The organism is Photobacterium sp., from assembly GCF_057456235.1.
The window spans coordinates 40,175-66,355 of the sequence record NZ_JBVCPH010000011.1 but is presented as its reverse complement, the minus strand read 5'-3'; the positions used below and the strand labels follow the sequence as shown (position 1 = coordinate 66,355).

The 26,181-nt window shown below is 48.1% G+C and carries 22 protein-coding genes; 19 read left to right on the top strand and 3 right to left on the bottom strand.

Annotated features, from left to right (window positions below):
• Positions 1-71 precede the first annotated feature (71 nt).
• Positions 72-374, top strand: a complete 303-nt coding sequence (locus tag AC2204_RS13450) for a DUF6482 family protein (protein ID WP_318926164.1) — start codon at positions 72-74, stop codon at positions 372-374.
• Between the two features lie 23 nt (positions 375-397).
• Here AC2204_RS13450 and mutH read toward each other — a convergent pair whose 3' ends face one another.
• The gene (gene mutH, locus AC2204_RS13445; protein ID WP_318926162.1) at positions 398-1,066 is read right to left on the bottom strand and encodes a DNA mismatch repair endonuclease MutH; all 669 of its coding nucleotides are present in this window, start codon (positions 1,064-1,066) and stop codon (positions 398-400) included.
• Positions 1,067-1,932: 866 nt separating this feature from the next.
• Here mutH and rppH point away from each other — a divergent pair.
• The 5 genes from rppH (at position 1,933) to AC2204_RS13420 (ending at position 7,436) form a co-directional block, all read left to right on the top strand.
• Positions 1,933-2,439: an RNA pyrophosphohydrolase gene (gene rppH / locus AC2204_RS13440; RefSeq protein WP_318926161.1), complete on the top strand. Its 507-nt coding sequence runs from the start codon at positions 1,933-1,935 to the stop codon at positions 2,437-2,439.
• A 53-nt stretch (positions 2,440-2,492) separates the two neighbouring features.
• On the top strand, positions 2,493-4,748 hold the full coding sequence (gene ptsP, locus AC2204_RS13435) for a phosphoenolpyruvate--protein phosphotransferase (RefSeq protein WP_318926160.1): 2,256 nt from the start codon (positions 2,493-2,495) through the stop codon (positions 4,746-4,748).
• Positions 4,749-4,756: 8 nt separating this feature from the next.
• Complete coding sequence (locus AC2204_RS13430; RefSeq protein WP_318926158.1) at positions 4,757-5,560, top strand: sulfite exporter TauE/SafE family protein; 804 nt, start codon at positions 4,757-4,759, stop codon at positions 5,558-5,560.
• Positions 5,561-5,638: 78 nt separating this feature from the next.
• Positions 5,639-6,445 (top strand): prolipoprotein diacylglyceryl transferase, encoded by an 807-nt coding sequence (gene lgt, locus AC2204_RS13425; RefSeq protein WP_318926157.1) that lies wholly within the window; start codon positions 5,639-5,641, stop codon positions 6,443-6,445.
• Positions 6,446-6,584: 139 nt separating this feature from the next.
• A complete protein-coding gene (locus AC2204_RS13420) occupies positions 6,585-7,436 on the top strand; it encodes a thymidylate synthase (protein WP_318926155.1) in 852 nt (283 codons plus the stop codon).
• Positions 7,437-7,557: 121 nt separating this feature from the next.
• Here AC2204_RS13420 and AC2204_RS13415 read toward each other — a convergent pair whose 3' ends face one another.
• Complete coding sequence (locus tag AC2204_RS13415) at positions 7,558-8,700, bottom strand: Na/Pi symporter (protein WP_318926154.1); 1,143 nt, start codon at positions 8,698-8,700, stop codon at positions 7,558-7,560.
• Between the two features lie 480 nt (positions 8,701-9,180).
• On the opposite strand from AC2204_RS13415, the gene nhaA reads away from it, so the two are divergent.
• From nhaA to AC2204_RS13395, 4 genes are all read left to right on the top strand, one after another.
• The gene (nhaA, locus tag AC2204_RS13410) at positions 9,181-10,341 is read left to right on the top strand and encodes a Na+/H+ antiporter NhaA (protein WP_318926153.1); all 1,161 of its coding nucleotides are present in this window, start codon (positions 9,181-9,183) and stop codon (positions 10,339-10,341) included.
• 22 nt (positions 10,342-10,363) lie between these two features.
• Positions 10,364-10,630: a hypothetical protein gene (locus AC2204_RS13405; RefSeq protein ID WP_318926151.1), complete on the top strand. Its 267-nt coding sequence runs from the start codon at positions 10,364-10,366 to the stop codon at positions 10,628-10,630.
• 101 nt (positions 10,631-10,731) lie between these two features.
• A complete protein-coding gene (gene nhaR, locus AC2204_RS13400; protein ID WP_318926149.1) occupies positions 10,732-11,619 on the top strand; it encodes a transcriptional activator NhaR in 888 nt (295 codons plus the stop codon).
• 105 nt (positions 11,620-11,724) lie between these two features.
• Positions 11,725-12,024, top strand: a complete 300-nt coding sequence (locus tag AC2204_RS13395) for an ArsR/SmtB family transcription factor (RefSeq protein WP_318926148.1) — start codon at positions 11,725-11,727, stop codon at positions 12,022-12,024.
• A 104-nt stretch (positions 12,025-12,128) separates the two neighbouring features.
• On the opposite strand, the gene rpsT is transcribed toward AC2204_RS13395, so the two are convergent.
• Positions 12,129-12,389, bottom strand: a complete 261-nt coding sequence (rpsT, locus tag AC2204_RS13390) for a 30S ribosomal protein S20 (protein WP_318926146.1) — start codon at positions 12,387-12,389, stop codon at positions 12,129-12,131.
• A gap of 209 nt (positions 12,390-12,598) precedes the next feature.
• On the opposite strand from rpsT, the gene murJ reads away from it, so the two are divergent.
• The 9 genes from murJ (at position 12,599) to carB (ending at position 26,099) form a co-directional block, all read left to right on the top strand.
• Positions 12,599-14,158: a murein biosynthesis integral membrane protein MurJ gene (gene murJ, locus AC2204_RS13385; protein ID WP_413466704.1), complete on the top strand. Its 1,560-nt coding sequence runs from the start codon at positions 12,599-12,601 to the stop codon at positions 14,156-14,158.
• Between the two features lie 192 nt (positions 14,159-14,350).
• A complete protein-coding gene (ribF, locus tag AC2204_RS13380; protein WP_318926144.1) occupies positions 14,351-15,322 on the top strand; it encodes a bifunctional riboflavin kinase/FAD synthetase in 972 nt (323 codons plus the stop codon).
• Entirely contained in the window at positions 15,319-18,168 is a 2,850-nt protein-coding gene (ileS, locus tag AC2204_RS13375) for an isoleucine--tRNA ligase (protein ID WP_318926143.1), read from the top strand. The genes ribF and ileS overlap by 4 nt, the downstream gene beginning before the upstream one ends.
• Positions 18,168-18,686: a signal peptidase II gene (lspA, locus tag AC2204_RS13370; protein ID WP_318926141.1), complete on the top strand. Its 519-nt coding sequence runs from the start codon at positions 18,168-18,170 to the stop codon at positions 18,684-18,686. Before ileS ends, lspA begins: the two co-directional genes overlap by 1 nt.
• A 191-nt stretch (positions 18,687-18,877) precedes the next feature.
• Positions 18,878-19,312: an FKBP-type peptidyl-prolyl cis-trans isomerase gene (gene fkpB, locus AC2204_RS13365; protein WP_318926140.1), complete on the top strand. Its 435-nt coding sequence runs from the start codon at positions 18,878-18,880 to the stop codon at positions 19,310-19,312.
• A gap of 12 nt (positions 19,313-19,324) precedes the next feature.
• The gene (gene ispH / locus AC2204_RS13360; RefSeq protein ID WP_318926139.1) at positions 19,325-20,266 is read left to right on the top strand and encodes a 4-hydroxy-3-methylbut-2-enyl diphosphate reductase; all 942 of its coding nucleotides are present in this window, start codon (positions 19,325-19,327) and stop codon (positions 20,264-20,266) included.
• Between the two features lie 114 nt (positions 20,267-20,380).
• Positions 20,381-21,190 carry a 4-hydroxy-tetrahydrodipicolinate reductase gene (gene dapB, locus AC2204_RS13355; RefSeq protein WP_318926138.1) on the top strand — a complete coding sequence of 270 codons (810 nt, stop codon included), beginning with the start codon at positions 20,381-20,383 and terminating at the stop codon, positions 21,188-21,190.
• Between the two features lie 528 nt (positions 21,191-21,718).
• Positions 21,719-22,858: a glutamine-hydrolyzing carbamoyl-phosphate synthase small subunit gene (gene carA / locus AC2204_RS13350; RefSeq protein WP_318926136.1), complete on the top strand. Its 1,140-nt coding sequence runs from the start codon at positions 21,719-21,721 to the stop codon at positions 22,856-22,858.
• Positions 22,859-22,874: 16 nt separating this feature from the next.
• Positions 22,875-26,099 carry a carbamoyl-phosphate synthase large subunit gene (gene carB / locus AC2204_RS13345; protein WP_318926134.1) on the top strand — a complete coding sequence of 1,075 codons (3,225 nt, stop codon included), beginning with the start codon at positions 22,875-22,877 and terminating at the stop codon, positions 26,097-26,099.
• The last annotated feature ends 82 nt before the right edge of the window (positions 26,100-26,181 follow it).

The window sequence follows — 26,181 nt, the reverse complement described above, 5'->3', positions numbered from 1 at the left end:
TGAGATGCCCATCATGACACATAGTTATAGTTCAGGGGTGTCAGTTAAAGATAACGACGGAAGGGGCTGCGATGAAATTATCTCAATTGAAACACTGGCTGAAATCGGGGCATGGGGCGGCTCCTAAATGTATTATAACCAGTTACGCCAGCTGCTCGGACTATCTGATGGAAGTGGAGTATAAGCATCATCTGGAGCCGTTGAAAGATGATCACGACGAGATGTTACGTTTTCAGTCGATAGAACAGATCAAAGAATTTTTACGACCGTTAGGGATCACGTCTGTCGTGTTGCGGGTGATCGATCCCTATGATGAGTTTTCTACAGATGGTCAAGTGTCGCAATGCCGGGAAGATATGCAGATATCTCTGTAATACAGCAACGTACTGTTCAGATATTACAGAATGAAATAACGTTCGAGGATCTCTGCGGTAAAGGCGGTTTTCAGATAAAAGCCTCGGGGTAAGGTTTTTATTGGTTGGCCATTGGCACCGTAAGCTTCTGTCAGTGCTTTACTGTTAGCCGCTTTAGGGCGTAACTGCAGGATCTCGCCATGTCGGGCCGTGATCTGTTCGACCTGTCCCAGCACTATCATATCCATTAACTCTTCCCAGTCCTGGCGTAAACGCTGTTCTTCTTGTGCCGATGGACTCCAGAGCAGAGGAGAGCCGACATGACGATCTGCCAGGGGGATATCTCGCTCACCTTCCACGGGGATCCACAGAACCCGCGACAGCTTATGGCGAATATGGCTGTTTTCCCAATTCAGACCATGCAGTCCGATCAGCGGGGCAACGCAGACAAAAGTCGTTTCAAGCGGTTTGCCGCTATATCCAATCGGGATCGTTTTTAACTCAATACCCAGTTCAGCAAAATCAGGAACCGGTTTGCTGCCAGCCGTTGCCCCGAGATGCCATTCTAGCAGTTGGCCGACCCAACCTTTATCTCGCTTGAGATCGGGCGGGGTGATCATATCGGCCTGCTGTGCCAGCTCTTTTAAGGTTAAACCGGCCAGTTCTTCGGCACGGGCCAGCAGTTCTTGTTCTGATTGAGGTGTTGGGCGCATAGCAATTAAGGCATATAAAAGTGAGAGGGGGGTTGTAAGGCACGAAATATTGTCATCTGACCGATATCGTTGTTGATCATAGTAAGGCATGAGCAACGTAAGTCACAGTATTTTATCACAGTGGTATTGAGGAATCTGCTGGTTAGCTGTTCAGTCTTGTTCACGACCAAAATGGTCAACATCTGTTCGATCCTTCGGTTTCAGGGTTAAACATGACGGTAAATGGTAGGTTGTATTTGCTGTAAGGGTTTGATTATAGTTGTTATTTTTCCATTTTTTCGGTTGTTGATGAGCAATGTATAATGATATTTTTTGTTATTCAGAATAAATGCAAGGATCTTTCACAAAGATATCCACAGGATGTTTGGATAAATATTTTAACTCCCGCCGTGCTGGTTAAATAAACAGGGGTGTGTCGGTTATTTAGGCGGTTTATTTGTCGGACTTTTGGCTGTTGATGATTTCAAGTGTGGATAATTTCAATATTGGTGGATCTTTGACCGATCTTGTTACGGTCACAATAATGATCTCGGAAATTAATTTTTAATGATAATTTTTAATTTATATCATGTTGATTTTTAAGTTTAATTTTTTTATTTTTTGAGAGGTGAAGGTTTTTTATAAGATCGTGAAATTGTTGAAACAGCTGTTTATCTAAGCTTCTTCACAAATCTATCCACAGAAAGAGTGAATAAATGTGGCGTAGGTCTCACTTGTCTGTTTATAAATTGGTCTGAGCAAAAAAGTTATCCCAAAATTGGGTGCTAGGTAGTAAAAAACGGTTATTAATTAGAATGTTTGTTTACCGCTCCCCACGATCTGTGAAAAAATCACTGTTAATAGAGATTTATACTTGAGGTCGTCCAGTGATAGATGGCGATGGATACCGTCCTAATGTTGGGATAGTCATCTGTAATAGCCACGGCCAGGTCTTCTGGGCTCGACGATATGGACAACATTCTTGGCAATTTCCACAAGGTGGCATCGATGAAGGGGAAACCCCTGAACAAGCCATGTACCGAGAATTGTATGAGGAAGTGGGACTTACCAAAAAAGATGTCAGGATTTTAGCTTCTAGCCGTCATTGGCTACGTTATAAGTTACCCAAACGTCTTGTCCGGTGGGACTCCAAACCTGTTTGTATCGGGCAAAAACAGAAATGGTTTTTGCTCAGCCTGGAATGCGATGAGTCAAAGGTTAATATGCAGCGAGGCAAGACGCCTGAGTTTGATGGTTGGCGCTGGGTCAGTTACTGGTACCCAGTTCGTCAGGTTGTGTCTTTTAAGCGCGACGTATATCGCCGTGCCTTAAAAGAATTCGCCGCAATGGCGATGCCGTTCAAAGAACGAAAACTTAAGCGTAAAGGCAAGTGAGGGTCAATGAGGATCTATCCTTAATCCGTTTGGTATAGCAGATAAGGCAAACTATGCTGACACAGCTAAGAGAAATCGTTGAGAAAGTCGCCAGTGCTCAAAATTTGATTGAAGCGCTCGATCTGCTCGTAGTCAGCACATGTCAGGCGATGAAGACAGATTGTTGTTCTGTTTACATCGCCGATGATGAACGACAAATATACACATTAATGGCAAGCCAGGGGTTGAATAAGCCCCGTCGTCAGGTCGGATTACGGTTTGATGAAGGGCTGGTGGGGCTGGTGGGTCGCCGCGCCGAGCCGATCAATGTGGCTGATGCTCGAACCCATCCTCATTTCAAACACCTTCCCGGCACCGGGGAAGAGTTATTTGGATCTTTCTTTGGTACCCCCATTATTCATCAGCGTCAGGTACTCGGCGTGTTGGTTATCCAGCAGCGTCAGCGACGTGAGTTTGATGAAAGCGAAGAATCTTTCATGGTAACGCTGGCTGCTCAGCTGGCGGTCATTCTGGCTCATGCAAAAGCGCAAGGTATGTGGCCTGATAAGCATGACGGCCTGCATCTTGTCGGTTCAGCGGCGTCTTCCGGCGTTGCGGTGGCAAAAGCCTGGTGGGATGATAATCAGTTGCAGCTGGAGCAGGTTTTACCCGCATCCTGCCTCGATATTGAAGCCGAGCAAGAGCGTCTGAGCATTGCAATTGAGCTCGCGAGTGCGGAGTTTCGGCGTTTACGGAAGCGATTTGACAGCGATCTGCATAAGGAAACGCTGGCGATTTTTGATCTGTTCAGCCACCTGTTAAACGATCCCATGTTGCGTAAAGACCTGTTTGCCAAAGTATTGGCAGGGGATCAGGCTGAGTGGGCAATTCGCCAGGTCGTAGAAGCCTATTCCGCGCGTTTTGCCAAGATGAAAGACGAGTACCTGAAAGAACGCGCTCGGGATCTTCGTGAACTGGGTCAGCGTCTGCTCTTTTTCTTACATCATGACGATGTCACCGAACAGCTGTGGGATGAACCCATCGTCTTGCTCACCCGCGAGTTGACCGCGGCGATGTTAGCGACTATTCCGCCGGGGAAACTGGCGGCCGTCGTCGCGCAGGAAGGGGCGGCAAACTCTCATGCTGCTATTCTATCGCGGGCATTAGGTATACCTGCACTGATGGGCGTCGATTTTATCCCGGAGATGGTCCACAACCGCCTGGTTATCGTTGATGGCTATCGGGGGGATTTGCTGGTGACGCCTAATCCTCATGTGCTGGCGGAATACCGCCGTTTACTTAAAGAAGAAAATGAGCTGGCTAAAATCGTGGAAGGGGAGCTGGACAAAGCTTCTTATACCAAAGATAACCAGCGCATTTATATCCATCTCAATGCCGGACTCAGTGCTGATACCAGCATTGCCGTCAATAAAGGGGTCGATGGGGTCGGCCTTTACCGTACCGAAGTGCCGTTTTTGCTGCAGCGCAGCTTTCCCTCAGAAGAAGAGCAAACCTCACAGTATCGGGCCATTTTAGCCACTTACCCGGATCAGCCGGTGGTAATGCGTACCCTTGATATCGGTGGTGACAAACCGCTGCCCTATTTGTCGATAGAAGAAGACAATCCGTTTTTAGGCTGGCGCGGCATCCGTTTTACCCTCGATCATCCTGAGATTTTTTTGATCCAGGTACGTGCCATGTTAAAAGCCAGCATGGGGCTGGATAACATGGATATTTTGCTGCCAATGATCTCCGGGATTGCCGAGTTGGATGAGGCCAAGGGCCTGATTGAACGCGCGTATTGCGAGGTTGCGGCATACGCTGAAGAACAGGGTGTTGAGCTTAAACGTCCGCGGCTTGGCATCATGATTGAAGTACCTTCTATTTTGTATCAGTTAGCGGCATTAAAAGGCCGGGTTGATTTCATTTCGGTTGGCAGTAATGATCTTACGCAGTATTTACTCGCGGTTGATCGCAACAATGCGCGGGTCGCGAATATCTACGATTCATTACACCCTGCTGTTTTAAACGCGTTAAAACACATAATCGATACCGGAAATCGACTGGAGATCCCGGTTAGTGTCTGCGGAGAGCTGGCGGGAGATCCTGTCGGGGCCTTATTGCTGGTCGGTATGGGGTATCGTTCATTGAGTATGAATACCCGTAATGTTGCCAAGATCAAATATATCTTACGGCATATAACACTGGCTGAAATGCAACAGCTGACTCAGTTTGCATTGACGGCAACATTAGCCGATGATGTGCGTAGCAAAACAACAGACTTCGTCGAAGAACGCGGTTTAGGTGGCTTTATCAGAGCTGGTAAGTAGGTAGTCGGATGTTAGAAAGCACGCTATGGCTGTTTGCCATGTGTCTGGTGTTAGGAAGCGGGGTCGGGCTGTTAGCCGGGTTATTGGGGATCGGTGGAGGGCTGGTAGTCGTACCTGCGCTGTTATGGTTACTGCCCGAAGCGGGGATTGATGGCCGTTTAGTCATGCATATCGCGCTGGCCACATCGCTGGCCAGTATTGTATTAACCTCTGGTGCTTCAGCTCGTAACCATATCAAACTGGGTAATGTGGATTTTTCGATTGTAAAAAGCATGGCCCCCGGGGTGGTGTTAGGCGGCCTAGGCGGCAGTGTCATTGCTGAACTGGTACCTACGGAACTGTTACCTAAGATATTTTCCGTTATTGTGTTGTTACTGGCGGTACAGATGCTGGTATCAATGCGGATGACCCGTCGCCGGGAATTACCAGGTTCGGTGGCCTGCGCCTGTAGTGGTGGAATGATTGGGGTTATCTCCAGCCTGGCGGGGATTGGTGGCGGCTCGTTAACGGTGCCGTATTTAAGTTGGCACGGGGTCGAAATGCGGTGTGCTATCGGCAGCGCTTCACTGTCCGGTGCGATTATCGCGGTTGCAGGAATGACCGGCTTTATTGCTGCCGGTGTCGGGAATGAAACCTTACCGGCAATGAGTATTGGTTATGTTTATCTGCCTGCATTGTTAGGAATAGTATCGACGTCAATGCTGACAACACGTTATGGTGCGGCGTTAGTGAGCCGTTTGCCGACGATGACATTAAAGAAATTTTTTGCGGTTTTTCTGCTCTTCATTGGTAGCAAAATGTTTTTGGGATAAGTGATGACGGGATGGACTAAGTCGAAGAGTGACTCGAGATATTTACCCGCCATACAAGTATGAATATGAGAATGCATAATGAGCCAAAGCTTTTTAACCTTTCCAAATATTGACCCGATCTTAATTGAAATCGGTCCTCTCGCGATCCGCTGGTATGGCCTGATGTACCTGCTTGGCTTTGCCTTTGCGATGTGGCTGGCTAATCGGCGAGCGAGTAAGTCGAACAGTGGCTGGACCCATGAACAGGTTAGTGATCTGTTATTCGCTGGCTTCCTGGGAGTGGTAATAGGAGGGCGCATTGGCTACGTGTTGTTCTACAACTTCGATCTGTTTTTAGCTAATCCGCTCTATCTGTTTAAAGTCTGGACCGGTGGTATGTCGTTCCATGGCGGGTTACTGGGCGTGATCGCTGCCATGTTCTGGTACGGCCATAAAAACGGCCGCACTTTCTTCTCGGTCGCGGATTTTATCGCGCCGCTGGTGCCTTTTGGTTTAGGCGTTGGCCGGTTGGGTAACTTTATTAATGGCGAGCTATGGGGGCGTGTCAGCGATGTGCCCTGGGCGATGGTCTTCCCTACCGGCGGTCCGTTGCCTCGTCACCCGTCGCAGCTTTACGAGTTCTTCTTAGAGGGGCTGGTACTATTGCTGATTTTGAACCTATTCATTCGTAAGCCGCGTCCGGCAGGCGCGGTGTCGGGCTTGTTCCTGACGGGGTACGGTAGCTTCCGCTTTATTGTCGAATATTTCCGTGAGCCAGATGCCCACCTGGGACTGTTTAGCGGCTGGATAAGTATGGGGCAGATCCTCTCTCTGCCAATGGTCATCGGTGGTTTGCTGATGGTGCTATGGGCGTATAAAACGCAGCCTAAAGGCAAAGCGGCGTAAGTTTAAGTCCGATTAATAGGTAACGCACAAAGGCAGTATCGAAAGATGCTGCTTTTTTTTGATTCTGGTAAAATCGCCGCCATCAGGGGCAAGCGCAGCTTGTCGCCGGCGAGATTTAGTTAAATTAGCGAGTAGGACGATGAAACAGTATTTAGACCTATGTCAGCGGATCGTTGACGAGGGTGTTTGGATTGAAAACAAGCGAACGGGGAAACGATGCCTTACCGTCGTCAATGCCGATTTAACCTATGATGTGGCAAACAACCAGTTCCCACTCATTACAACGCGCAAGAGCTTCTGGAAAGCGGCGATTGCTGAGCTTCTGGGTTATATCCGCGGTTATGATAATGCGGCGGACTTCCGTGCTCTGGGTACCAAGACCTGGGATATGAATGCCAATGATAATGAAGCATGGTTAAGCAACCCGCACCGCAAAGGCCAAGACGACATGGGCCGCGTGTATGGGGTTCAGGGCCGAAGTTGGCAGAAGCCGGATGGTTCAACCATTGATCAGCTGCGCAAAATTGTTGATGATCTGAGCCAGGGAATAGATGACCGTGGTGAAATTCTGACTTTCTACAACCCGGGTGAATTTGATATGGGTTGTTTGCGCCCCTGTATGCACACTCATACCTTTTCTTTGCTGGGTGATACGTTGTATCTGACGAGCTACCAGCGTTCGTGTGACGTGCCGTTGGGGCTCAATTTCAACCAGATCCAAGTCTACACGCTGCTGGCGCTGATGGCACAAATCACGGGTAACAAACCCGGTCAGGCTTATCACAAGATCATTAATGCCCACATCTATGAAGATCAGCTGGATCTGATGCGGGATGTACAGCTTAAACGTGAACCGTTTGAGTCTCCGCAATTGATTATCAATCCGGAGATTAAGAGCCTGGAAGATCTGGAAACCTGGGTAACGATGGATGATTTTGAAGTGGTCGGTTATGAGCACCATGATCCTATCAAATATCCATTTTCTGTATAATTGATAGTATTTAGCGATTAAACAGAAATAAATAAACCGAAATAAAAAGCCCCGCGCCCTCTGTTACCAGAGAATGCGCGGGGCTTTTTTATGTCAGAGCGATACGTCAGGCGTTAGTTTATTAAACTGTGAACGCCAGAATAGAGCCCGGAATAACAATAAAGACGAGACCAATGTAACCAGCAACGGCTGTTTTACTCTTCGTTGCGAGTTCGCCTAAGTAGAATGCACCTTTTAGCGGAAGCTCACGCAGTACAGGGATGCCGAAGATGAGCAGTGTAGCCATCAGGTTAAATGATAAGTGTACAAGAGCAATTTGCAGGGCAAAGACTGCGAATTCACCAGATATCGCGGTTGCCGCCAATAGCGCCGTGATACACGTACCAATGTTTGCACCCAATGTGAATGGGTAGACATCGCGTACTTTCAGGACACCGGTACCGACTAGCGGTACCATCAGGCTGGTGGTCGTAGAAGAAGATTGAACCAGAATCGTTACAATAGTACCTGATGCAATACCGTGTAGCGGACCACGGCCAATCGCACTCTTTAGGATTTCACGCGCACGGCCAACCATCAGGCTGCGCATTAGCTTACCCATTGCGCTGATTGCGATGAAGATAAGTGCAATACCGATAAAGATAAGTACGATGCCGCCCATGTTGCCCATCGCTTCCAGCGGGCCTTTCACCAGTTCAACGGCAGGCTTTGTTAACGGCTTCATGAAGTTCATACCCTTCATGCTCATATCACCCGCATCCAGCATTGGTGAGACTAACCATGAAGAGACTTTATCTAGCAGGCCAAACATCATTTCCAGTGGCAGGAAGATCGCAACCGCGAGCAAGTTAAAGAAGTCATGCACGGTTGCACTGGCAAATGCCCGGCGGAATTCTGTTTTACAGCGAGCATGACCTAGGCTTACAAGAGTGTTGGTCAGGGTTGTACCGATATTGGCACCCATTACCATTGGAATCGCCGTTTCTACCGGCAGACCACCCGCCACAAGACCAACAATGATCGAGGTAACAGTACTGGACGATTGAATCAGCGACGTTGCCACCAGGCCAATCATCAGGCCAGCTATCGGATGGGATGCAAATTCAAATAAGGTTTTAGCTTGTTCACCTACAGACCATTTAAATCCGCTGCTGACCATAGATACAGCAACGAGCAGTACATAAAGCATGAACGCCAGGTTTGCCCAGCGGACCCAGCGCATAGAGCTGTTTGTTGATTCAGCAGTCGTGGCTTGGGTAGTCATAATCATTTCTCCATGACAATAGTATGTCGTTTGGGTGTCATTTTATTGAAATCTGAGGCGATGGTAGATGGCGAATATTTCAGAAATATGACACTGACTGTCATAAAAGGGGGGTGTGGTTGTTTTATAATTTGAGGAGGAGTGGTTTAGTACCGGCTTGAATTATATTTTTTAAGGGTAATTGATTGTTTTAAAAACCTCTTTTTTGTGATTTTTTGAATGGATTCCTCAACAATGCACTCTTCGGCTTGCAATAAAAAAGAGTAAAAAATTTCAGTGATTATAAAAATTCCAGTGAAACAACCGGTAATTATTTTGCTCTATAAATTTATTGTGCGGATATTACTTTGTTAAATTCGCAATTACTCGGTTTTACCGAGGTGTTTACACTAAACAAACGATTATCGGTCATACCTGCGTGCGATTAGACTAGTTTCATTAGTATTTAGTCATGTTTGTTATGTTAAGGAGTGGCGGTTAATGACCGATACTATTCGTAAGTTTCTTAAATTAGAGTCAGCAGGCGGCATTATTTTGATTATTGCTGCCATGCTTGCAATGCTGATTGCTAACTCTCCGTTACAAGATCTTTATAGCAGTACACTGCATTCTTATATCGCGGGCCTGTCCGTTGAGCATTGGATTAATGACGGTTTGATGGCGATCTTCTTCATGCTGATTGGGCTGGAAGTAAAACGTGAGCTGATTGAAGGGGCATTGAACACCAAAGAGAAAGCGATCTTCCCTGCTATTGCAGCCGTGGGCGGGATGCTTGCTCCGGCGTTAGTGTATGTTGCATTTAACTTTGCCGACCCGGTTGCGATACAGGGCTGGGCGATACCCGCAGCGACTGATATTGCATTTGCGCTTGGGGTTATGGCGCTGCTAGGTAACCGCGTGCCGGTTAGCCTGAAAGTCTTTTTACTGGCTCTGGCAATTATCGATGACTTAGGCGTTATCGTGATCATTGCACTGTTTTATAGCTCTGATCTGTCAACCATAGCGCTAGCGGTTGCTTTTGCTGCAACCACAACCTTGTTTGTAATGAATGCGAAGAACGTTACGAAAGTCTCTTTGTACCTCATTGTAGGCGCCGTATTGTGGTTCAGCGTAATGCAGTCTGGCGTACATGCCACATTAGCGGGTGTGGTACTGGGCTTTGCCATTCCATTAAATGGTAAGGAGGGGCACTCGGACAAGAATTCGCCGCTCAAGCACCTGGAACACGTGTTGCACCCTTATGTCGCTTACTTCATTCTGCCGTTATTTGCTTTTGCCAATGCAGGGATCTCGTTACAAGGCGTCTCACTGGAAAGCATGACATCGATGTTGCCGGTTGGTATCGCGATGGGCTTATTTATCGGTAAGCCGTTAGGTATTTTCACCGCAAGCTATATTGCAGTGAAAACCGGCTTAGCAAAACTACCGGATGGTATTGGTTTAAATCATATCTTTGCAGTATCAGTGCTGTGCGGTATCGGTTTTACAATGTCTATCTTTATCTCGTCGTTAGCTTTTGTCGGCGCACCCGCTGATTTTAATACCTATTCACGTTTGGGAATTTTGTTGGGATCTACGGTGGCAGCTGTCGTGGGTTACTTCTTACTGAGTCGCGTTCTGCCAAAAGCAGAAACGAATTAACCAGGAACGAACGGAGGCATAAATGAAGCGTTACCTTCTAAGTATTGTAATTCTGGCATCGTCATCGGCCTACGGAGGCTCCGATTATGACGCCTGCATCGACAATAGTAAGACAGAACTTTGCCAAGCTTACTTAACGGGTTTAAGCCACGGAAAGGCTGCGGTTGACAGCACAGCAATGGTTGAACAGGATGATTCATATCGCTCTCGTGCTTTAGAGCAGCGGGTAGGCGAGCGTTACCGTAAGACGGTGCAGATGGAGAAAAAGTCGGTTCAAATGGAAAATTAATCCGCACTGGATCTTGTTCTGAATGTGAAAAATATTGAAGGCCCCGGATGCTCAGCGTAAGCTGCGTTCTGGGGTTTTTTTATTTATAAGAATGAGACTGAATGTCCCACCTGAATTATAACCACCTTTACTACTTCTGGATGGTCTGCAAGCAAGGCTCAGTGACCAAAGCTGCAGATGCTCTGTTCTTGGCTCCTCAAACTGTCACGGGCCAGATCCGCACCCTGGAAGAGCGACTTAAAGGTAAGCTGACCAAGCGAGTTGGCCGCAATATCGAGCCGACAGAGCTCGGACAGCTGGTATTTAAGTATGCCGATAAGATGTTCGATTTGAGTTATGAGATGCTCGATATTGTTAACTATACCCAGCGCGAGAATCAACTGTTGGAAGTTGGGGTGGCCGATGCACTTTCCAAACGGCTGGTGAGTAAAGTCTTGCTGGAGGGGATCCCTGACGATGCGCGTATTCAGTTACGTTGCTATGAGTCGACCCACGAGATGCTGCTAGAGCAGCTGTCACAGCACAAGCTGGATATGATCCTTTCTGATTGCCCGGTAGATTCAGCACAAAGCCCCGGCTTGTATAGTAAAAAGCTGGGAGAGTCGAGCATGAGCTTTTTTTGTTCAGTGTCCGCGAAGCCACTGAATTTTCCGGCCTGCATCGAAGATTATAAATTACTGGTTCCTGGCAGGCGTACTGCAATGGGACGAAAGTTGCATCAATGGTTTGATCAGCAAGGGATCACGCCAAATATTCTTGGTGAGTTTGATGACGCCGCCTTAATGAAAGCATTCGGCTCTTACCATCACTCGATGTTTGTGGCGCCCTCTATTTATGCGGAAGAGATTGAAGAGTCTAATACCATTTGTGAGCTGAAACGCGTTGAAGATATTAAAGAAGAATATTATGTCATTTTTGCAGAGCGGATGATTATGCATCCGGCAGTGAAAAAAATCTGCGAGGCTGACTTCCAGTACCTGTTTAAATAATGTTGCAAAAAAGTTACCCGAAATATATTTTATTCTTTCATCGCTAGTAAACCCTATTAAAAACAAGTATATTAGCATTGACTTAAATTAATTGGCAGAGAGAATATGGATCTGCAACAGATGGAGCAAAATGCGCCCGAAGCTGTAGTGTTACTAAAAGCGATGGCCAATGAGCGACGTTTATTCATTCTTTGCTATTTGCTGGAAGGGGAAATGTCGGTGGGGATGATGAGTGAGAAACTAGGCTTAAGCCAGTCTGCATTATCTCAGCATTTGGCGTGGTTAAGGCGAGATGGGTTAGTGGAAACCCGGAAGGAAGCACAAACGGTCTTTTATCGCCTCAAGAGTGATGAAGTCAGGGCGATGATCCAGCTGCTTCATAATATGTACTGTGGTAAAGACTAGGGCCGTCAGGCGGCTCAGGATTTGTTGAAAAGTTATCGATATATTTCAGAGATAAAAAAACCGGCTAATGCCGGTTTTTTTTTGCTTAATCGTAACTCTTAAAATTAAAGAGCTTTGATTTTAGCAGCTAGACGAGCTTTATTACGTGCAGCTTTGTTTTTGTGGATTAGGCCTTTAGTAGCCATACGATCCAAAACAGGTTGCATGTCAGCGAATGCTTTAGTTGCATTCTCTTTTTCGCCAGCTTCAATAGCAGTAATAACTTTTTTGAAGAAAGTGCGCATCATAGAACGGCGGCTAGCGTTGTGCTGGCGGCGTTTTTCTGAAGTGATAGCACGTTTCTTAGCAGATTTGATATTTGCCAAGGGTGTAACTCCCAAATCTTGGTACGGTGACAATTTAAGGCCGAGGACTATGCCTGCTTAACCGAATATTGTCAAATGATTTGTGCAAATATCCGCCTAACCAATCTAGTTGGCACTTGCGGATTAACACAGTTAATATGGCGACAGATTTTACCAGCATTTGGGTCGGGAAGACACCTTTCTAGACCATCTTTATGAGGTTTTTTTTTGTGAGTAAGCGTCTTTTACGCTCTGGACTGATAGTTAGCACCATGACATTGGTCTCTCGAGTGCTCGGTTTAGTACGAGATGTCGTCGTGGCGAATCTAATGGGGGCAGGGGCTACGGCCGATGTTTTCATTTTTGCCAACAAGATCCCGAACTTTTTACGCCGATTGTTTGCCGAAGGTGCTTTCTCTCAAGCGTTTGTTCCTGTTTTGACAGAATATCATGCTGCAGAAGACCGAGACAAGATCCGCCAGTTGATTGCACGTGCGTCCGGTACCCTCGGAGTGATCGTTACGGTAGTGACTCTGCTGGGTATTTTGGGCTCGGGGATTGTGACGGCTATGTTTGGCGCAGGATGGTTTATCGACTGGTTAAATGGTGGTCCTGCGGCACCAAAATTTGAACTGGCGAGCTTGTTGCTGAAAATCACCTTTCCTTATCTGTGGTTCATCACTTTTGTTGCTCTGTCGGGGGCGATCCTAAACACTCTGGGGAAATTTGCGGTTTCTTCTTTTACGCCAGTGTTCTTGAATGTGGCTATCATTGGCTGTGCCTGGTTTGTTTCCCCGAACCTGGCGCAACCCGAAATTGGTCTGGCCATCGGGGTGTTTTTAGGCGGTTTTATCCAATTTTTGTTTCAGCTCCCTTTTCTCGCCAAGGCCGGGATGCTGGTAAAACCCCAATGGGGCTGGAATGATCCTGGCGTGGTGAAAATCCGTACCTTGATGATACCCGCGCTGTTTGGGGTATCAGTCAGTCAAATCAACCTGCTGTTTGATACCTTTATTGCTAGCTTTCTGGCTACGGGGTCGATTAGCTGGCTGTACTATTCTGATCGGTTGCTGGAATTTCCTCTTGGCCTGTTTGGTATTGCGATTGCCACGGTGATCCTACCGGCCTTGTCACGCAAACATGTCGAACAAACCAGCGAGCACTTTGCCCATACGATGGATTGGGGCGTACGTATGGTGTTGTTGCTCGGTATTCCGGCGATGCTGGGCCTGATGGTATTAGCGAAACCGATGCTGATGGTATTATTTATGCGTGGCGAGTTTATGCCGACGGATGTCGAACAAGCGTCGTTGTCATTGTTGGCTTATGCTTCTGGTCTGCTGAATTTTATGCTGATCAAGGTGCTGGCTCCGGGATATTACGCCCGGCAGGATACCAGAACGCCCGTTCGTTACGGTATTATCGCCATGCTCACGAATATGGTGTTTAACGCCATCTTTGCTTCTTTCTATGGCTATATCGGGTTGGCGATGGCCACTGCGCTGTCAGCGTTAGTCAATGCCGCTTTGCTTTATCGCGGGTTGCATCGCGCAAATGTCTATCAGGTATCGAAAACGACCCTGATGTTTGTACTGCGCTTAGCGGTGGCCGGTGTGATGATGGTTGCTGCCTTGCTCTGGATGCTCCCGGCGATAGAACAGTGGCTGGCTTGGCCATTGAGTTCCCGGGTTCTGTGGCTGACAGGGCTGATTGCGCTGGGCGCGGCAGTTTATCTAGCGACGGTGGTACTGCTGGGTATTCGCCCGCATCATCTTAAAGCTGAAAGTTAGCCAGCCCGGAGCCTTGAGCTAGCATCGCGCCAGATCTTTGCTTGAATTGAATTCTCAGATGAGCGCTGAATCACGCATCTTGATAGCGTTTAGATATAGACGGATGGCCCGAGAATGATTCATATTGGAATCATGGGCTCAGAGTAGTATATAATCCGTCAGTTTTTCACTCTGCGAAAATTTAAGCGGCGCATGGAATTAATCCGAGGCATACATAATATCAAACCAGAGCATCACGGCAGCGTGCTGACGATTGGGAATTTTGATGGTGTTCACTTAGGTCATCAGGCGGTATTGCGTCAGGTGTTGGCAAAAGCCCGTGCACTGGGCTGGCCTGCAACGGTGATGAGCTTTGAGCCCCAGCCGCTGGAATTATTTGCAGGTGACAAGGCTCCGGCAAGGCTGACGAGCTTTCGCGATAAATACATGCAGTTGAAGCAAGTCGGCGTCGAACGTTTGCTTTGTATCAATTTTAATGCCCATTTTGCCAATATGTCGGCACAAGATTTTGTTCGCCGCTTGTTGGTGGAGCAATTGGGTGTTAAGTTTCTGGTTGTTGGTGATGATTTCCGCTTCGGCAAAGGCCGCTGCGGGGATTTTGCTATGCTGGTAGCAGCCGGAAAAGAATTTGGCTTTACGGTTGTCAGTACGCAGAGTTTTTGCGTATCAGAGCAACGAGTCAGTAGTACGGCAATACGTCAGGCATTAGTCAGTGATGACTTGCTCCTGGCTGAATCCATGTTAGGCCGTCCGTACAGTATTAGCGGACGCGTGTCTCATGGACGTAAACTCGGCCGCACAATTGGTTTTCCAACCGCAAACGTACCATTGAAACGACGCGTATCTCCGGTGTCTGGAGTCTATGCTGTCGAGGTGTTTGGTGTTGAAGGTGCTCCCATACCGGGAGTTGCCAATGTTGGTCACCGGCCAACAGTGAATGGGGTACGCCGGCAACTGGAGGTGTACCTTTTTGATTTCCAATCTGACCTATACGGTCGTCAGATTGAAGTTGTGCTGCGACATAAGCTGCGCGACGAGATAAAATTCGAATCATTCGATGCGCTAAAAGCACAAATCGAGCGTGATGCTCAAACAGCACGGGTGTGGCTGTCTGAGCGTAATAATGTCCAACTTCGCCCAAGTAACGGAATCGAGAATCAATGAGCGACTATAAAGATACCCTGAACCTGCCTGAAACAGGGTTTCCGATGCGAGGCAATCTAGCTCAACGCGAGCCTGCAATGCTTAAGCGTTGGAATGATGAAGATCTCTACGGTGAAATCCGTAAAGCTAAGAAGGGTAAGAAATCCTTCATATTGCACGATGGCCCTCCATACGCCAACGGTGATATTCACATTGGTCACGCGCTGAATAAGATCCTTAAAGACATTATTATCAAGTCAAAGACTCTGTCTGGCTTTGATGCACCGTATATCCCCGGTTGGGATTGCCATGGTCTGCCTATCGAATTGATGGTAGAAAAAAAGTGGGGCAAGCCCGGTCGTAAATTGACGGCAGCAGAGTTCCGTGAAAAATGCCGTGCCTATGCGGCAGGTCAGGTCGACGGTCAGAAAGAAAGCTTTATCCGTCTGGGCGTACTGGGTCAGTGGGATAAACCATACCGTACGATGGACTTTTCAACAGAAGCGAACATCATTCGCTCCCTGGGTAAAATTGCTGATAACGACCACCTGTTGAAAGGTTTTAAACCTGTTCATTGGTGTACGGATTGTGGTTCAGCACTGGCTGAAGCCGAAGTGGAATACCAGGACAAAGTCTCGCCATCTATCGACGTTAAATTTAAAGCCGTTGATGAAGCCGCTGTTGTGGCTAAATTTAACTGTGCACAAGGCCATGCAGGTCAAGGTGACGTGTCTATTGTTATCTGGACGACAACACCATGGACACTGCCAGCAAACCGCGCAGTCGCCGTACGTGACGATCTGGAATATGTACTTGTCCAAGTTGAAGGTGATGAGCCTCAACGTCTGATCGTTGCCGCAGAGCTGGCAAAAGAGGTGATGGATCGTGCCGGTATCGAGCATTTCCATAACCTTGGCTTCTGTAGCGGTGCGGATCTGGAGCTGATGCGCTTCAATCACCCGTTCTACAGTTTTGATGTGCCAGTCGTTCTTGGTGATCACGTTACGACTGAATCGGGTACGGGCTGTGTGCACACCGCGCCTGGACACGGTCAGGAAGATTTCGTGGTTGGCCAGAAATACGGCCTTGAAATAGCAAACCCGGTTGGTAGTAACGGGGTTTACCTGCCCGATACTGAATTGTTTGCCGGTCAGCACGTATTCAAAGCCAACGACGCCGTGGTTGAAACATTAAAAGAGCACGGTGCGTTATTACACCACCATGCTTACGAGCACAGCTACCCACACTGCTGGCGCCACAAGACACCTATCATCTTCCGCGCTACCCCGCAGTGGTTCATTTCCATGGATAAAGCGGGTCTGCGCACGAAAGCGCTGAGTGAAATCAAAAACGTTCAGTGGTTACCAGAGTGGGGCCAAAGCCGCATCGAAGGTATGGTTGAAGGTCGTCCTGAGTGGTGCATCTCGCGTCAGCGTACCTGGGGCGTGCCAATTGCCCTGTTTGTTCACAAAGAAACCCAGGAACTGCACCCGGATACTCGCGAACTGATTGAAAAAGTTGCACAGCTTGTTGAGCAGCAAGGTATTCAGGCATGGTGGGATCTTGATCCTGCAGAACTAATGGGTGAAGCCGACGCGGAAAACTACGAAAAAGTGCTTGATACGCTTGATGTGTGGTTTGATTCCGGTGTGACTCACTTCTCTGTGGTTGACAGCCGCGAAGAATATAACGGTAACGAAGCGGATCTGTACCTGGAAGGCTCTGATCAACACCGTGGCTGGTTCCAGTCTTCATTGATCTCATCGGTGGCAATGAAAGGCAAAGCCCCGTACAAACAAGTACTGACTCATGGCTTCGTCGTTGACGGCCAGGGCCGTAAAATGTCGAAATCCATCGGTAACGTGGTCGCGCCGAAAGATGTCACCAACAAACTGGGTGCCGATATTTTGCGCCTGTGGGTGGCATCGACGGATTATACCGGTGAAGTGGCGGTTTCAGATGAAATCCTGAAGCGCTCTGCTGACGCATACCGCCGTATTCGAAACACGGCACGTTTCTTCCTGGCTAACCTGAGCGGCTTCAATCCAGAAACCGATCTGGTTCCGGCAGACGAAATGGTGGCTCTTGACCGCTGGGCTGTCGGCCGTGCGATGGCGGCGCAGGAAGAAATCATCAAAGCATACGATGAGTACAACCTGCACGGTGTGACTCAGCGCCTGATGCAATTCTGCTCTGTTGAAATGGGCTCTTTCTATTTAGATGTTATTAAAGACCGTCAGTATACGGCGAAGCAAGGTGGCCACGCCCAGCGTAGCTGTCAGACCGCGCTTTACTATATCGTAGAAGCACTGGTTCGTTGGATGGCACCCATCATGTCGTTCACGGCAGATGAAATCTGGAACGAGATGCCGGCTTCTCAAGGCAATGGCGAGCCGCGTGGCAAGTTCGTATTCACCGGTGAGTGGTTTGAAGGTCTGTTCGGTCTTGCTGAAGACGAAAAACTGAACAACGATTTCTGGGCTGAAATCCAGCAGGTTCGTGGTGCTGTTAATAAGCTGCTTGAAGGTGCGCGTAAAGACAAAGTGATCGGTGGAGCCCTGCAAGCCGAAGTCACGCTGCATGCAAACGAAGCGTTGGCGGCTAAGTTAAATAACTTAGAAGACGAACTGCGTTTTGTCTTGTTAACGTCTCAAGCGACAGTTGTTGTTGCTGACAGCAAGCCAGACGGTGCGCAGGAAACGGATGTCGAAGGTTTGTTTGTGACCGTGAAAGCCTCGGAAGCCGCGAAGTGTGACCGTTGCTGGCACCATGTTGCTGATGTGGGCACAATTGAAGGCCATGAAGAAGTGTGCGGTCGTTGTGTGACTAACATCAGCGGTGAAGGTGAAGAGCGTAAGTTTGCCTAATGACCATGTCTGCGCCTAAGCAAGTGACATCACTTAAACAGTCCGGAGTTCGCTGGCTTTGGCTGGCGGCTCTGGTATTCATCCTCGATATTGTCACTAAGCTGTTGGTGATGAATACCATGGACTATGGTTGGCCTAACCGTATCGAGCTGTTGCCATTTTTTAATCTGCTTTATGTACACAATTATGGTGCGGCATTCAGCTTTTTAAATGATGCCGGTGGTTGGCAGCGCTGGCTGTTTGCGGTGATTGCCTTGGGTGTATGCAGCTTGCTGACGTTCTGGATGCGTCGAACGCCGGTAACGAACACGCTGGCAAACAGTGCTTATGCCTTAATCATCGGTGGTGCAATGGGGAACTTGTTTGATCGCCTTTACCATGGTTTTGTGGTCGACTTTCTCGATTTTTATGCGGGCAGCTACCACTGGCCGGCATTTAATATCGCCGATATTGCCATTTGCATTGGTGCGGCACTGATCATTCTTGAAGGCTTTGTTGCTGATAAAAAACAACAGTAAGTCAACCGCTGAAAATCAGATAATTGCGATAACCCTGAGCGCTGTCCGTTGATACGGACGGCGCTTTGTTGTAAAAAGGGCGTAATAAACGCAGGTTCGAGAGGCGAGTCTCGAAGGCAAGAACGAGAAGCCTTCAGAAGTGCGACACACTCACCACTTGGCTTCTAGAAACTTGAGACTAGGATGTTTACATGTCGGTAATTAAGGAAAACAGTGAAGTGTTGATGCACTTTGCGATAAAACTGGAAGATGGTTCGGTTGCTGATTCAACTCAGGCTATGGGGAAACCGGCAAAATTCCGTATGGGTGATGGTAGCCTGACGGAAAATTTTGAGAAATGTTTGTTAGGACTAACCGAAGGCGAAAAAAGTGACTTCGCACTGGAGCCAGAAGATGCGTTCGGCCGTGCTAATCCGGACAATATTCATCACGTGGAGTTAAGTAGGTTTGGTGCCGATGCACCAGCTGAAGTCGGTACTATTATGGCTTTTTCAGGCCCTGATGGTCATGATATTCCAGGAATTATAACCAATGTCGTTGGTGACTCTGTGACCGTCGACTTTAATCATCCTCTTGCCGGGCAACGTGTCACTTTTGAAGTTGAAGTTGTCAATATTCAGGATTAAGAGCTGTTAGAAATGAAAATCTTATTAGCAAATCCGCGTGGTTTTTGTGCCGGTGTAGATCGTGCGATCAGCATTGTAGAGCGCGCGCTTGAAATGTATCAACCGCCAATTTATGTGCGTCATGAAGTGGTGCATAACCGCTTTGTGGTGGAAGGACTAAAACAGCGCGGTGCTATTTTTGTCGAAGAGCTCAGCGAAGTACCTGATGACAATATTGTGATTTTCTCCGCCCATGGCGTCTCTCAGGAGGTACGCAATGAAGCCAAAGCACGTCAGTTAACGGTGTTTGATGCAACCTGTCCACTGGTGACTAAAGTTCATATGGAAGTCGCGCGTGCCAGTCGTCGTGATATGGAGGTAGTGCTGATTGGCCATGCCGGTCATCCGGAGGTCGAAGGTACCATGGGCCAGTATGCGAGTGTTGCCGGTGGAATGTATTTGGTCGAAAAGCCGGAAGATGTTGAAACGCTGCAGGTCAAAGATCCGGGCAATCTGCACTATGTCAGCCAGACGACACTATCGGTGGATGAAACGGCGGATGTGATCGAAAAACTGCGTGACGTTTTTCCTGAGATCCAGGGACCGCGCAAAGATGATATCTGTTATGCGACCCAGAATCGCCAAGATGCGGTGCGAGAAATGGCACAAGATGTCGATGTGATGATCGTGGTGGGTTCGAAGAACTCATCAAACTCAAACCGTCTGCGTGAACTGGCCGAAAAACTGGGAACGCCTGGTTATCTGACTGATTGCCCTGAAGATGTTCAGCCGGTATGGTTTGCTGGTAAGTCAAAAGTCGGTATTACTGCCGGTGCATCAGCGCCGGAAGATTTGGTTAATCAGATCATTGAGCGTATTCAGACGTTGATTGGTGCTGAAGTGGAAGAGCTGCCCGGCCGAGAGGAGAATATGTTCTTTGAAGTCCCACGCGAGCTGCAAGTGAAGAATATATAATTATTCTGACAATAAGAAAGAGCCCAGACGGAAGTCGGGGCTTTTTTGTATCTGGATTTAGTAATCCCAACACGCTACATTAAAGACTAACATTACCCAGGGAGAAATTACGCAATGGTAAGAATTGCGATTGCCGGCGCGGCAGGACGCATGGGCCGTAAGCTTTTAAAAGCGACACATTTTTCAGAGCAAGCAACGGTTGGCGCAGCCACTGAACGGGCAGAATCAACCTTAGTTGGGGTTGACGCCGGTGAACTTGCAGGCATTGGCCCGCTTTCTGTCAAGATTGTTGATAATCTAGTGGCTTCAGCAGATGATTTTGATGTGCTTATCGATTTCACCGCGCCTGCGGTTACACTGGCGAACATTGAGTTTTGTCAGCAACATGGCAAAAAAATTGTGATTGGTACAACGGGTTTCACTACTGAAGAGCGAGCCCTGATTGATGCTGCCGCAAAAGATATTTCCATTGTCATGGCGCCTAACTACAGTGTCGGGGTTAACCTGGTGTTTAAGTTATTGGAAAAAGCCGCCAAGGTGATGGGAGATTACACGGATATTGAAATCATTGAAGCCCACCACCGCCATAAAGTCGATGCACCTTCCGGTACCGCCATCGGCATGGGGGAGGCGATTGCCGGCGCGATGGGCAATAAACTCAGTGATGTTGCAGTATATGCTCGCGAAGGGATCACGGGTGAGCGTAGCCGTGATGAGATTGGTTTTGCAACTATTCGTGCCGGCGATATTGTGGGTGAACATACCGCAATGTTTGCCGATATTGGTGAGCGTGTCGAGATCACGCACAAAGCGACAAATCGTATGACTTTTGCCAATGGGGCCGTTCGTGCTGCGGTTTGGCTTGCTGATAAGCAGCCGGGCTTCTATACCATGGAAGATGTGCTCGGACTTAATGATCTTTAACCGCTCCTAAGAAATACAGGTTATTTCGTGTAGGTATTGTCCTGTTTGTTTTATGCATTACGTTTGGCGTAGTGCATAAACCTGTTTTTCATTTTCCAATTTTCTCTCATCTTCCCCTTAGCTTAAATATCGCTTACCTTTCTGCCTTTATCTATCCATTGGTTGTATTTCTCCCGTCAGATGTCTATAAATGTAGCTAAACCCGTATCGTTTAATCGTTTGCCTGGTTTTTTGTCTGTGGTGTGTTTGTTCTTGCTTGAAGAGGGCGCTAAAGTGGTATGTTACAGGTCGTGAAGCCCCGTTTTCGCTGTGATATCTTGTGGTTTTCATGGTTTGAAGCGGTTTTTCATCTAAGATTGATATATTTTAAGCTTATTTTGGGTTGAATGTTGACAGTTTGGTTAGCGATCTCTAGACTGCGCGGAATTTGTCAAAATTCAGCTTGACTCGCTTTTTGACTTTGTATGGAATGGGTAGTTGCAAGTTTATCTGTTTTAACTGCATTTTTATTTTTTTTTGGAGGTTGTCTTGAGCAAATCTGCGCTGTTAGTCCTTGAAGATGGGACAGTGTTCCGCGGCGTGTCCATTGGGGCAGATGGTTCGGCCGTTGGTGAAGTTGTTTTTAATACCTCGATGACGGGATATCAGGAAATTCTCACTGACCCCTCTTATTCCCAACAGATTGTAACGCTTACCTATCCCCACATTGGCAATACCGGAACCAATTCCGAAGACGAAGAATCCTCCTCAATCCATGCGCAAGGCCTGGTCATTCGAGATTTACCCCTACTCGCTTCTAACTTCCGTAATGAACTCTCCCTTTCTGATTATCTTAAATCGCAAAATATTGTCGGTATTGCTGATATTGATACGCGTAAGCTAACGCGTATTCTGCGAGAGAAAGGTGCGCAGAACGGTTGCATTATGGCTGGCGACAATCTTGATGAAGCGTTAGCGCTGGCGAAGGCTAAAGCGTTTCCTGGCCTGAAAGGTATGGATTTGGCAAAAGAAGTGACAACAGCTGAAACCTACCAGTGGAAGCAAGGTTCTTGGACATTGCTAAACGGTTTACCGGAAGCAAAAGATGACAGCGAGCTGCCATACCATGTTGTCGCTTATGATTTCGGTGCGAAGCGTAACATCTTACGTATGTTAGTTGACCGCGGCTGCCGCCTGACGGTTGTACCTGCGCAAACCCCGGCAGATGAAGTACTGGCGATGAATCCGGACGGTGTATTCCTGTCAAATGGTCCTGGTGACCCCGAGCCATGTACGTATGCGATTGACGCAACAAAAATATTCTTAGATAAAGGCTTGCCTATCTTCGGTATCTGCCTTGGTCACCAAATCCTTGCTCTGGCAAGTGGTGCAAACACGGTGAAAATGAAGTTTGGTCACCACGGTGCCAACCACCCGGTTAAAGATATCGACCGTGATGTTGTGATGATCACCAGCCAGAATCACGGTTTTGCCGCTGATGAAGCGACACTGCCTGACAATCTGCGTGCAACGCACAAATCATTGTTTGATGGCTCCCTTCAGGGGATCCACCGTATCGATAAGCCAGCCTTCAGCTTTCAGGGGCACCCTGAAGCAAGCCCTGGCCCACACGATGCAGCACCACTGTTTGACCACTTTATTGAGTTAATTAAGAAGCACAGCGCCTAAGCCGGAGTAGTAAGAAATGCCAAAACGTACTGACATTAAAAGTGTTCTGATCCTGGGTGCTGGCCCGATTGTTATCGGTCAGGCATGTGAGTTTGACTACTCGGGTGCCCAAGCCTGTAAAGCGCTGCGTGAAGAAGGTTACCGCGTTATTCTGGTTAACTCGAATCCGGCAACCATTATGACTGATCCGGATATGGCGGATGCGACATACATCGAGCCAATTCACTGGGAAGTTGTACGCAAAATTATTGAAAAAGAGCGTCCGGATGCGGTATTGCCAACCATGGGCGGTCAGACAGCACTGAATTGTGCATTGGATCTTGAAAAGCACGGCGTGCTGAAAGAGTTCAATGTTGAAATGATTGGCGCAACGGCTGATGCGATAGACAAGGCAGAAGACCGTTCACGTTTCGACAAAGCAATGAAATCTATCGGTCTTGAGTGTCCGAATGCCGATACGGCAAAAACCATGGAAGAAGCTTACAAAGTTCTGGAGATGGTTGGCTTCCCATGCATCATTCGTCCTTCTTTCACAATGGGCGGAACCGGTGGTGGTATCGCGTATAACAAAGAAGAGTTCGAAGAAATCTGTTCGCGCGGCCTTGATCTGTCGCCAACCAATGAGCTGCTGATTGATGAGTCACTCATCGGTTGGAAAGAGTACGAGATGGAGGTCGTTCGTGATAAGAACGACAACTGCATCATCGTCTGTGCGATTGAAAACTTCGATGCCATGGGGATTCACACCGGTGACTCAATCACCGTCGCGCCGGCACAAACACTCACAGATAAAGAATACCAGTTGATGCGTAATGCGTCGCTGGCGGTTCTGCGTGAAATTGGTGTTGAAACTGGCGGTTCAAACGTCCAGTTTGGTATCAACCCGAAAGATGGCCGTATGGTTATCATCGAGATGAACCCGCGTGTATCGCGCTCTTCGGCACTGGCATCAAACGCGACAGGGTTCCCGATTGCAAAAATCGCCGCAAAACTCGCTATTGGTTACACCCTCGACGAGCTGATGAATGATATCACTGGCGGTGCAACACCAGCATCATTCGAACCAACCATTGACTACGTTGTTACTAAGATCCCTCGCTTTAACTTTGAAAAGTTTGCCGGTGCTAACGACCGTCTGACGACTCAGATGAAATCGGTCGGCGAAGTAATGGCGATTGGTCGTAACCAGCAGGAATCGTTACACAAAGCATTGCGTGGCCTGGAAGTCGGCGCAACAGGCTTTGACGAAATGGTTGATCTCGACGAACCAGACGCAATGAGTAAGATCCGCCATGAATTGAAAGAGCCAGGCGCAGAGCGTATCTGGTATATCGCGGATGCATTCCGTTCGGGCATGTCGGTCGACGGTGTTTTCAACTTAACCAATGTTGATCGCTGGTTCCTGGTACAAATTGAAGATATCGTTAAAGACGAGCAAAAAGTTAAAGATAACGGTTTTGCTGGCCTGCATGCTGCTGAACTGCGCCAATTGAAGCGCAAGGGTTTCTCTGATGAACGTTTAGCGAAATTGCTCGGTGTGGCGCAAAGCGAAATTCGCAAATTACGTGACCAGCATGATATTCATCCGGTATATAAGCGTGTGGATACCTGCGCGGCAGAGTTTTCCTCTGATACGGCTTATATGTACTCATCGTATGATGAAGAGTGTGAGGCGCAGCCAACCGATAAAGATAAGATCATGATCCTTGGCGGTGGCCCTAACCGTATCGGTCAGGGCATCGAATTCGATTACTGTTGTGTTCATGCATCATTAGCACTTCGTGAAGACGGCTACGAAACCATCATGGTTAACTGTAACCCTGAAACGGTTTCAACCGATTACGACACATCAGATCGTTTGTACTTCGAACCTGTAACGCTGGAAGATGTACTGGCGATTGTTCGAGTTGAAAAGCCAAAAGGCGTTATTGTGCAATATGGGGGGCAGACACCTCTTAAACTCGCTCGTGAACTTGAAGCCGCAGGCGTGCCGATTATTGGCACCAGCCCTGATGCTATCGACCGTGCAGAAGACCGTGAACGCTTCCAGCAAGCTGTTGACCGTTTAGGTTTGTTGCAGCCAGAGAATGCCACTGTCACGACGATGGAACAAGCGATTGAGAAATCAAAAGAAATAGGTTTCCCACTGGTTGTTCGCCCATCATATGTACTCGGTGGCCGTGCGATGGAAATCGTATATGATGAAAGCGACCTGCGCCGTTACTTCAACGAAGCGGTCAGTGTTTCTAACGAGTCACCAGTTCTGCTTGACCGTTTCCTGGATGATGCGGTTGAAGTGGACGTTGATGCGATTTGCGACGGTGAGCGTGTCGTTATCGGCGGGATCATGGAGCACATTGAACAAGCGGGGGTTCACTCTGGTGATTCGGCATGTTCCCTTCCTGCTTATACCTTGAGCCAGGAAATCCAGGATGTGATGCGTCAACAAGTCGAGAAGTTGGCGTTTGAGCTCGGTGTTCGCGGCTTGATGAATACCCAGTTTGCCGTTAAAGATAACGAAGTTTACCTTATTGAAGTCAACCCCCGTGCAGCACGTACTGTTCCGTTTGTATCGAAAGCAACGGGTGCGCCACTGGCTAAAATTGCGGCAAGAGTTATGGCCGGCCAGTCTCTTGAGTCGCAAGGCTTTACCAAAGAGATCATTCCTCCTTACTACTCGGTGAAAGAGGTCGTCCTGCCATTCAACAAGTTCCCGGGCGTTGACCCGCTGCTAGGCCCGGAAATGCGCTCTACCGGTGAAGTGATGGGAGTCGGTGACACCTTCGCAGAAGCATTTGCTAAAGCTGAACTGGGCTGTGGTAAAGAATACGAAGATGGCGGCCGTGCGCTTCTGTCGGTACGTAACAACGACAAGCAACGCGTTGTTGACCTGGCTTCCAAGCTAGTGAAACTGGGTTACCAGCTAGATGCGACTCACGGTACTGCGGTGATCTTAGGCGAAGCGGGGATTAACCCGCGTCTGGTCAACAAGGTACACGAAGGCCGCCCTCATATTCTTGACCGTATCAAGAATAATGAATATAGCTACATTATTAATACGGCCGAAGGCCGTCAGGCGATTGAAGACTCTAAAGTACTGCGTCGTGGCGCATTGGCTGAAAAAGTGAACTACACCACAACGTTGAATGCTGCATTTGCCACGTGCATGGCTCACACCGCTGATGACCGTAACAAAGTCACTTCTTTGCAGGAGCTTCACGCTCGGATCAACAACGCGTAATGATGCTTCATAACAGACAGTCTTAATGACAAGTAGTTAGAACACTAGAGCCCACCGCAAGGTGGGCTTTTTTTGTTTGATG

What these genes read in the sequence shown, in the direction of transcription:
- AC2204_RS13450 (WP_318926164.1), top strand. Translation starts at nt 72, where the DNA reads ATGAAATTATCTCAATTGAAACACTGGCTGAAATCGGGGCATGGGGCG.
- AC2204_RS13415 (WP_318926154.1), bottom strand. Translation starts at nt 8,700, where the DNA reads ATGACTACCCAAGCCACGACTGCTGAATCAACAAACAGCTCTATGCGC.
- fkpB (WP_318926140.1), top strand. Translation starts at nt 18,878, where the DNA reads ATGTCGGTAATTAAGGAAAACAGTGAAGTGTTGATGCACTTTGCGATA.
- ptsP (WP_318926160.1), top strand. Translation starts at nt 2,493, where the DNA reads ATGCTGACACAGCTAAGAGAAATCGTTGAGAAAGTCGCCAGTGCTCAA.
- AC2204_RS13420 (WP_318926155.1), top strand. Translation starts at nt 6,585, where the DNA reads ATGAAACAGTATTTAGACCTATGTCAGCGGATCGTTGACGAGGGTGTT.
- lspA (WP_318926141.1), top strand. Translation starts at nt 18,168, where the DNA reads ATGACCATGTCTGCGCCTAAGCAAGTGACATCACTTAAACAGTCCGGA.
- AC2204_RS13405 (WP_318926151.1), top strand. Translation starts at nt 10,364, where the DNA reads ATGAAGCGTTACCTTCTAAGTATTGTAATTCTGGCATCGTCATCGGCC.
- nhaR (WP_318926149.1), top strand. Translation starts at nt 10,732, where the DNA reads ATGTCCCACCTGAATTATAACCACCTTTACTACTTCTGGATGGTCTGC.
- lgt (WP_318926157.1), top strand. Translation starts at nt 5,639, where the DNA reads ATGAGCCAAAGCTTTTTAACCTTTCCAAATATTGACCCGATCTTAATT.
- ribF (WP_318926144.1), top strand. Translation starts at nt 14,351, where the DNA reads ATGGAATTAATCCGAGGCATACATAATATCAAACCAGAGCATCACGGC.
- AC2204_RS13395 (WP_318926148.1), top strand. Translation starts at nt 11,725, where the DNA reads ATGGATCTGCAACAGATGGAGCAAAATGCGCCCGAAGCTGTAGTGTTA.
- AC2204_RS13430 (WP_318926158.1), top strand. Translation starts at nt 4,757, where the DNA reads ATGTTAGAAAGCACGCTATGGCTGTTTGCCATGTGTCTGGTGTTAGGA.
- mutH (WP_318926162.1), bottom strand. Translation starts at nt 1,066, where the DNA reads ATGCGCCCAACACCTCAATCAGAACAAGAACTGCTGGCCCGTGCCGAA.
- dapB (WP_318926138.1), top strand. Translation starts at nt 20,381, where the DNA reads ATGGTAAGAATTGCGATTGCCGGCGCGGCAGGACGCATGGGCCGTAAG.
- ileS (WP_318926143.1), top strand. Translation starts at nt 15,319, where the DNA reads ATGAGCGACTATAAAGATACCCTGAACCTGCCTGAAACAGGGTTTCCG.
- carB (WP_318926134.1), top strand. Translation starts at nt 22,875, where the DNA reads ATGCCAAAACGTACTGACATTAAAAGTGTTCTGATCCTGGGTGCTGGC.
- nhaA (WP_318926153.1), top strand. Translation starts at nt 9,181, where the DNA reads ATGACCGATACTATTCGTAAGTTTCTTAAATTAGAGTCAGCAGGCGGC.
- ispH (WP_318926139.1), top strand. Translation starts at nt 19,325, where the DNA reads ATGAAAATCTTATTAGCAAATCCGCGTGGTTTTTGTGCCGGTGTAGAT.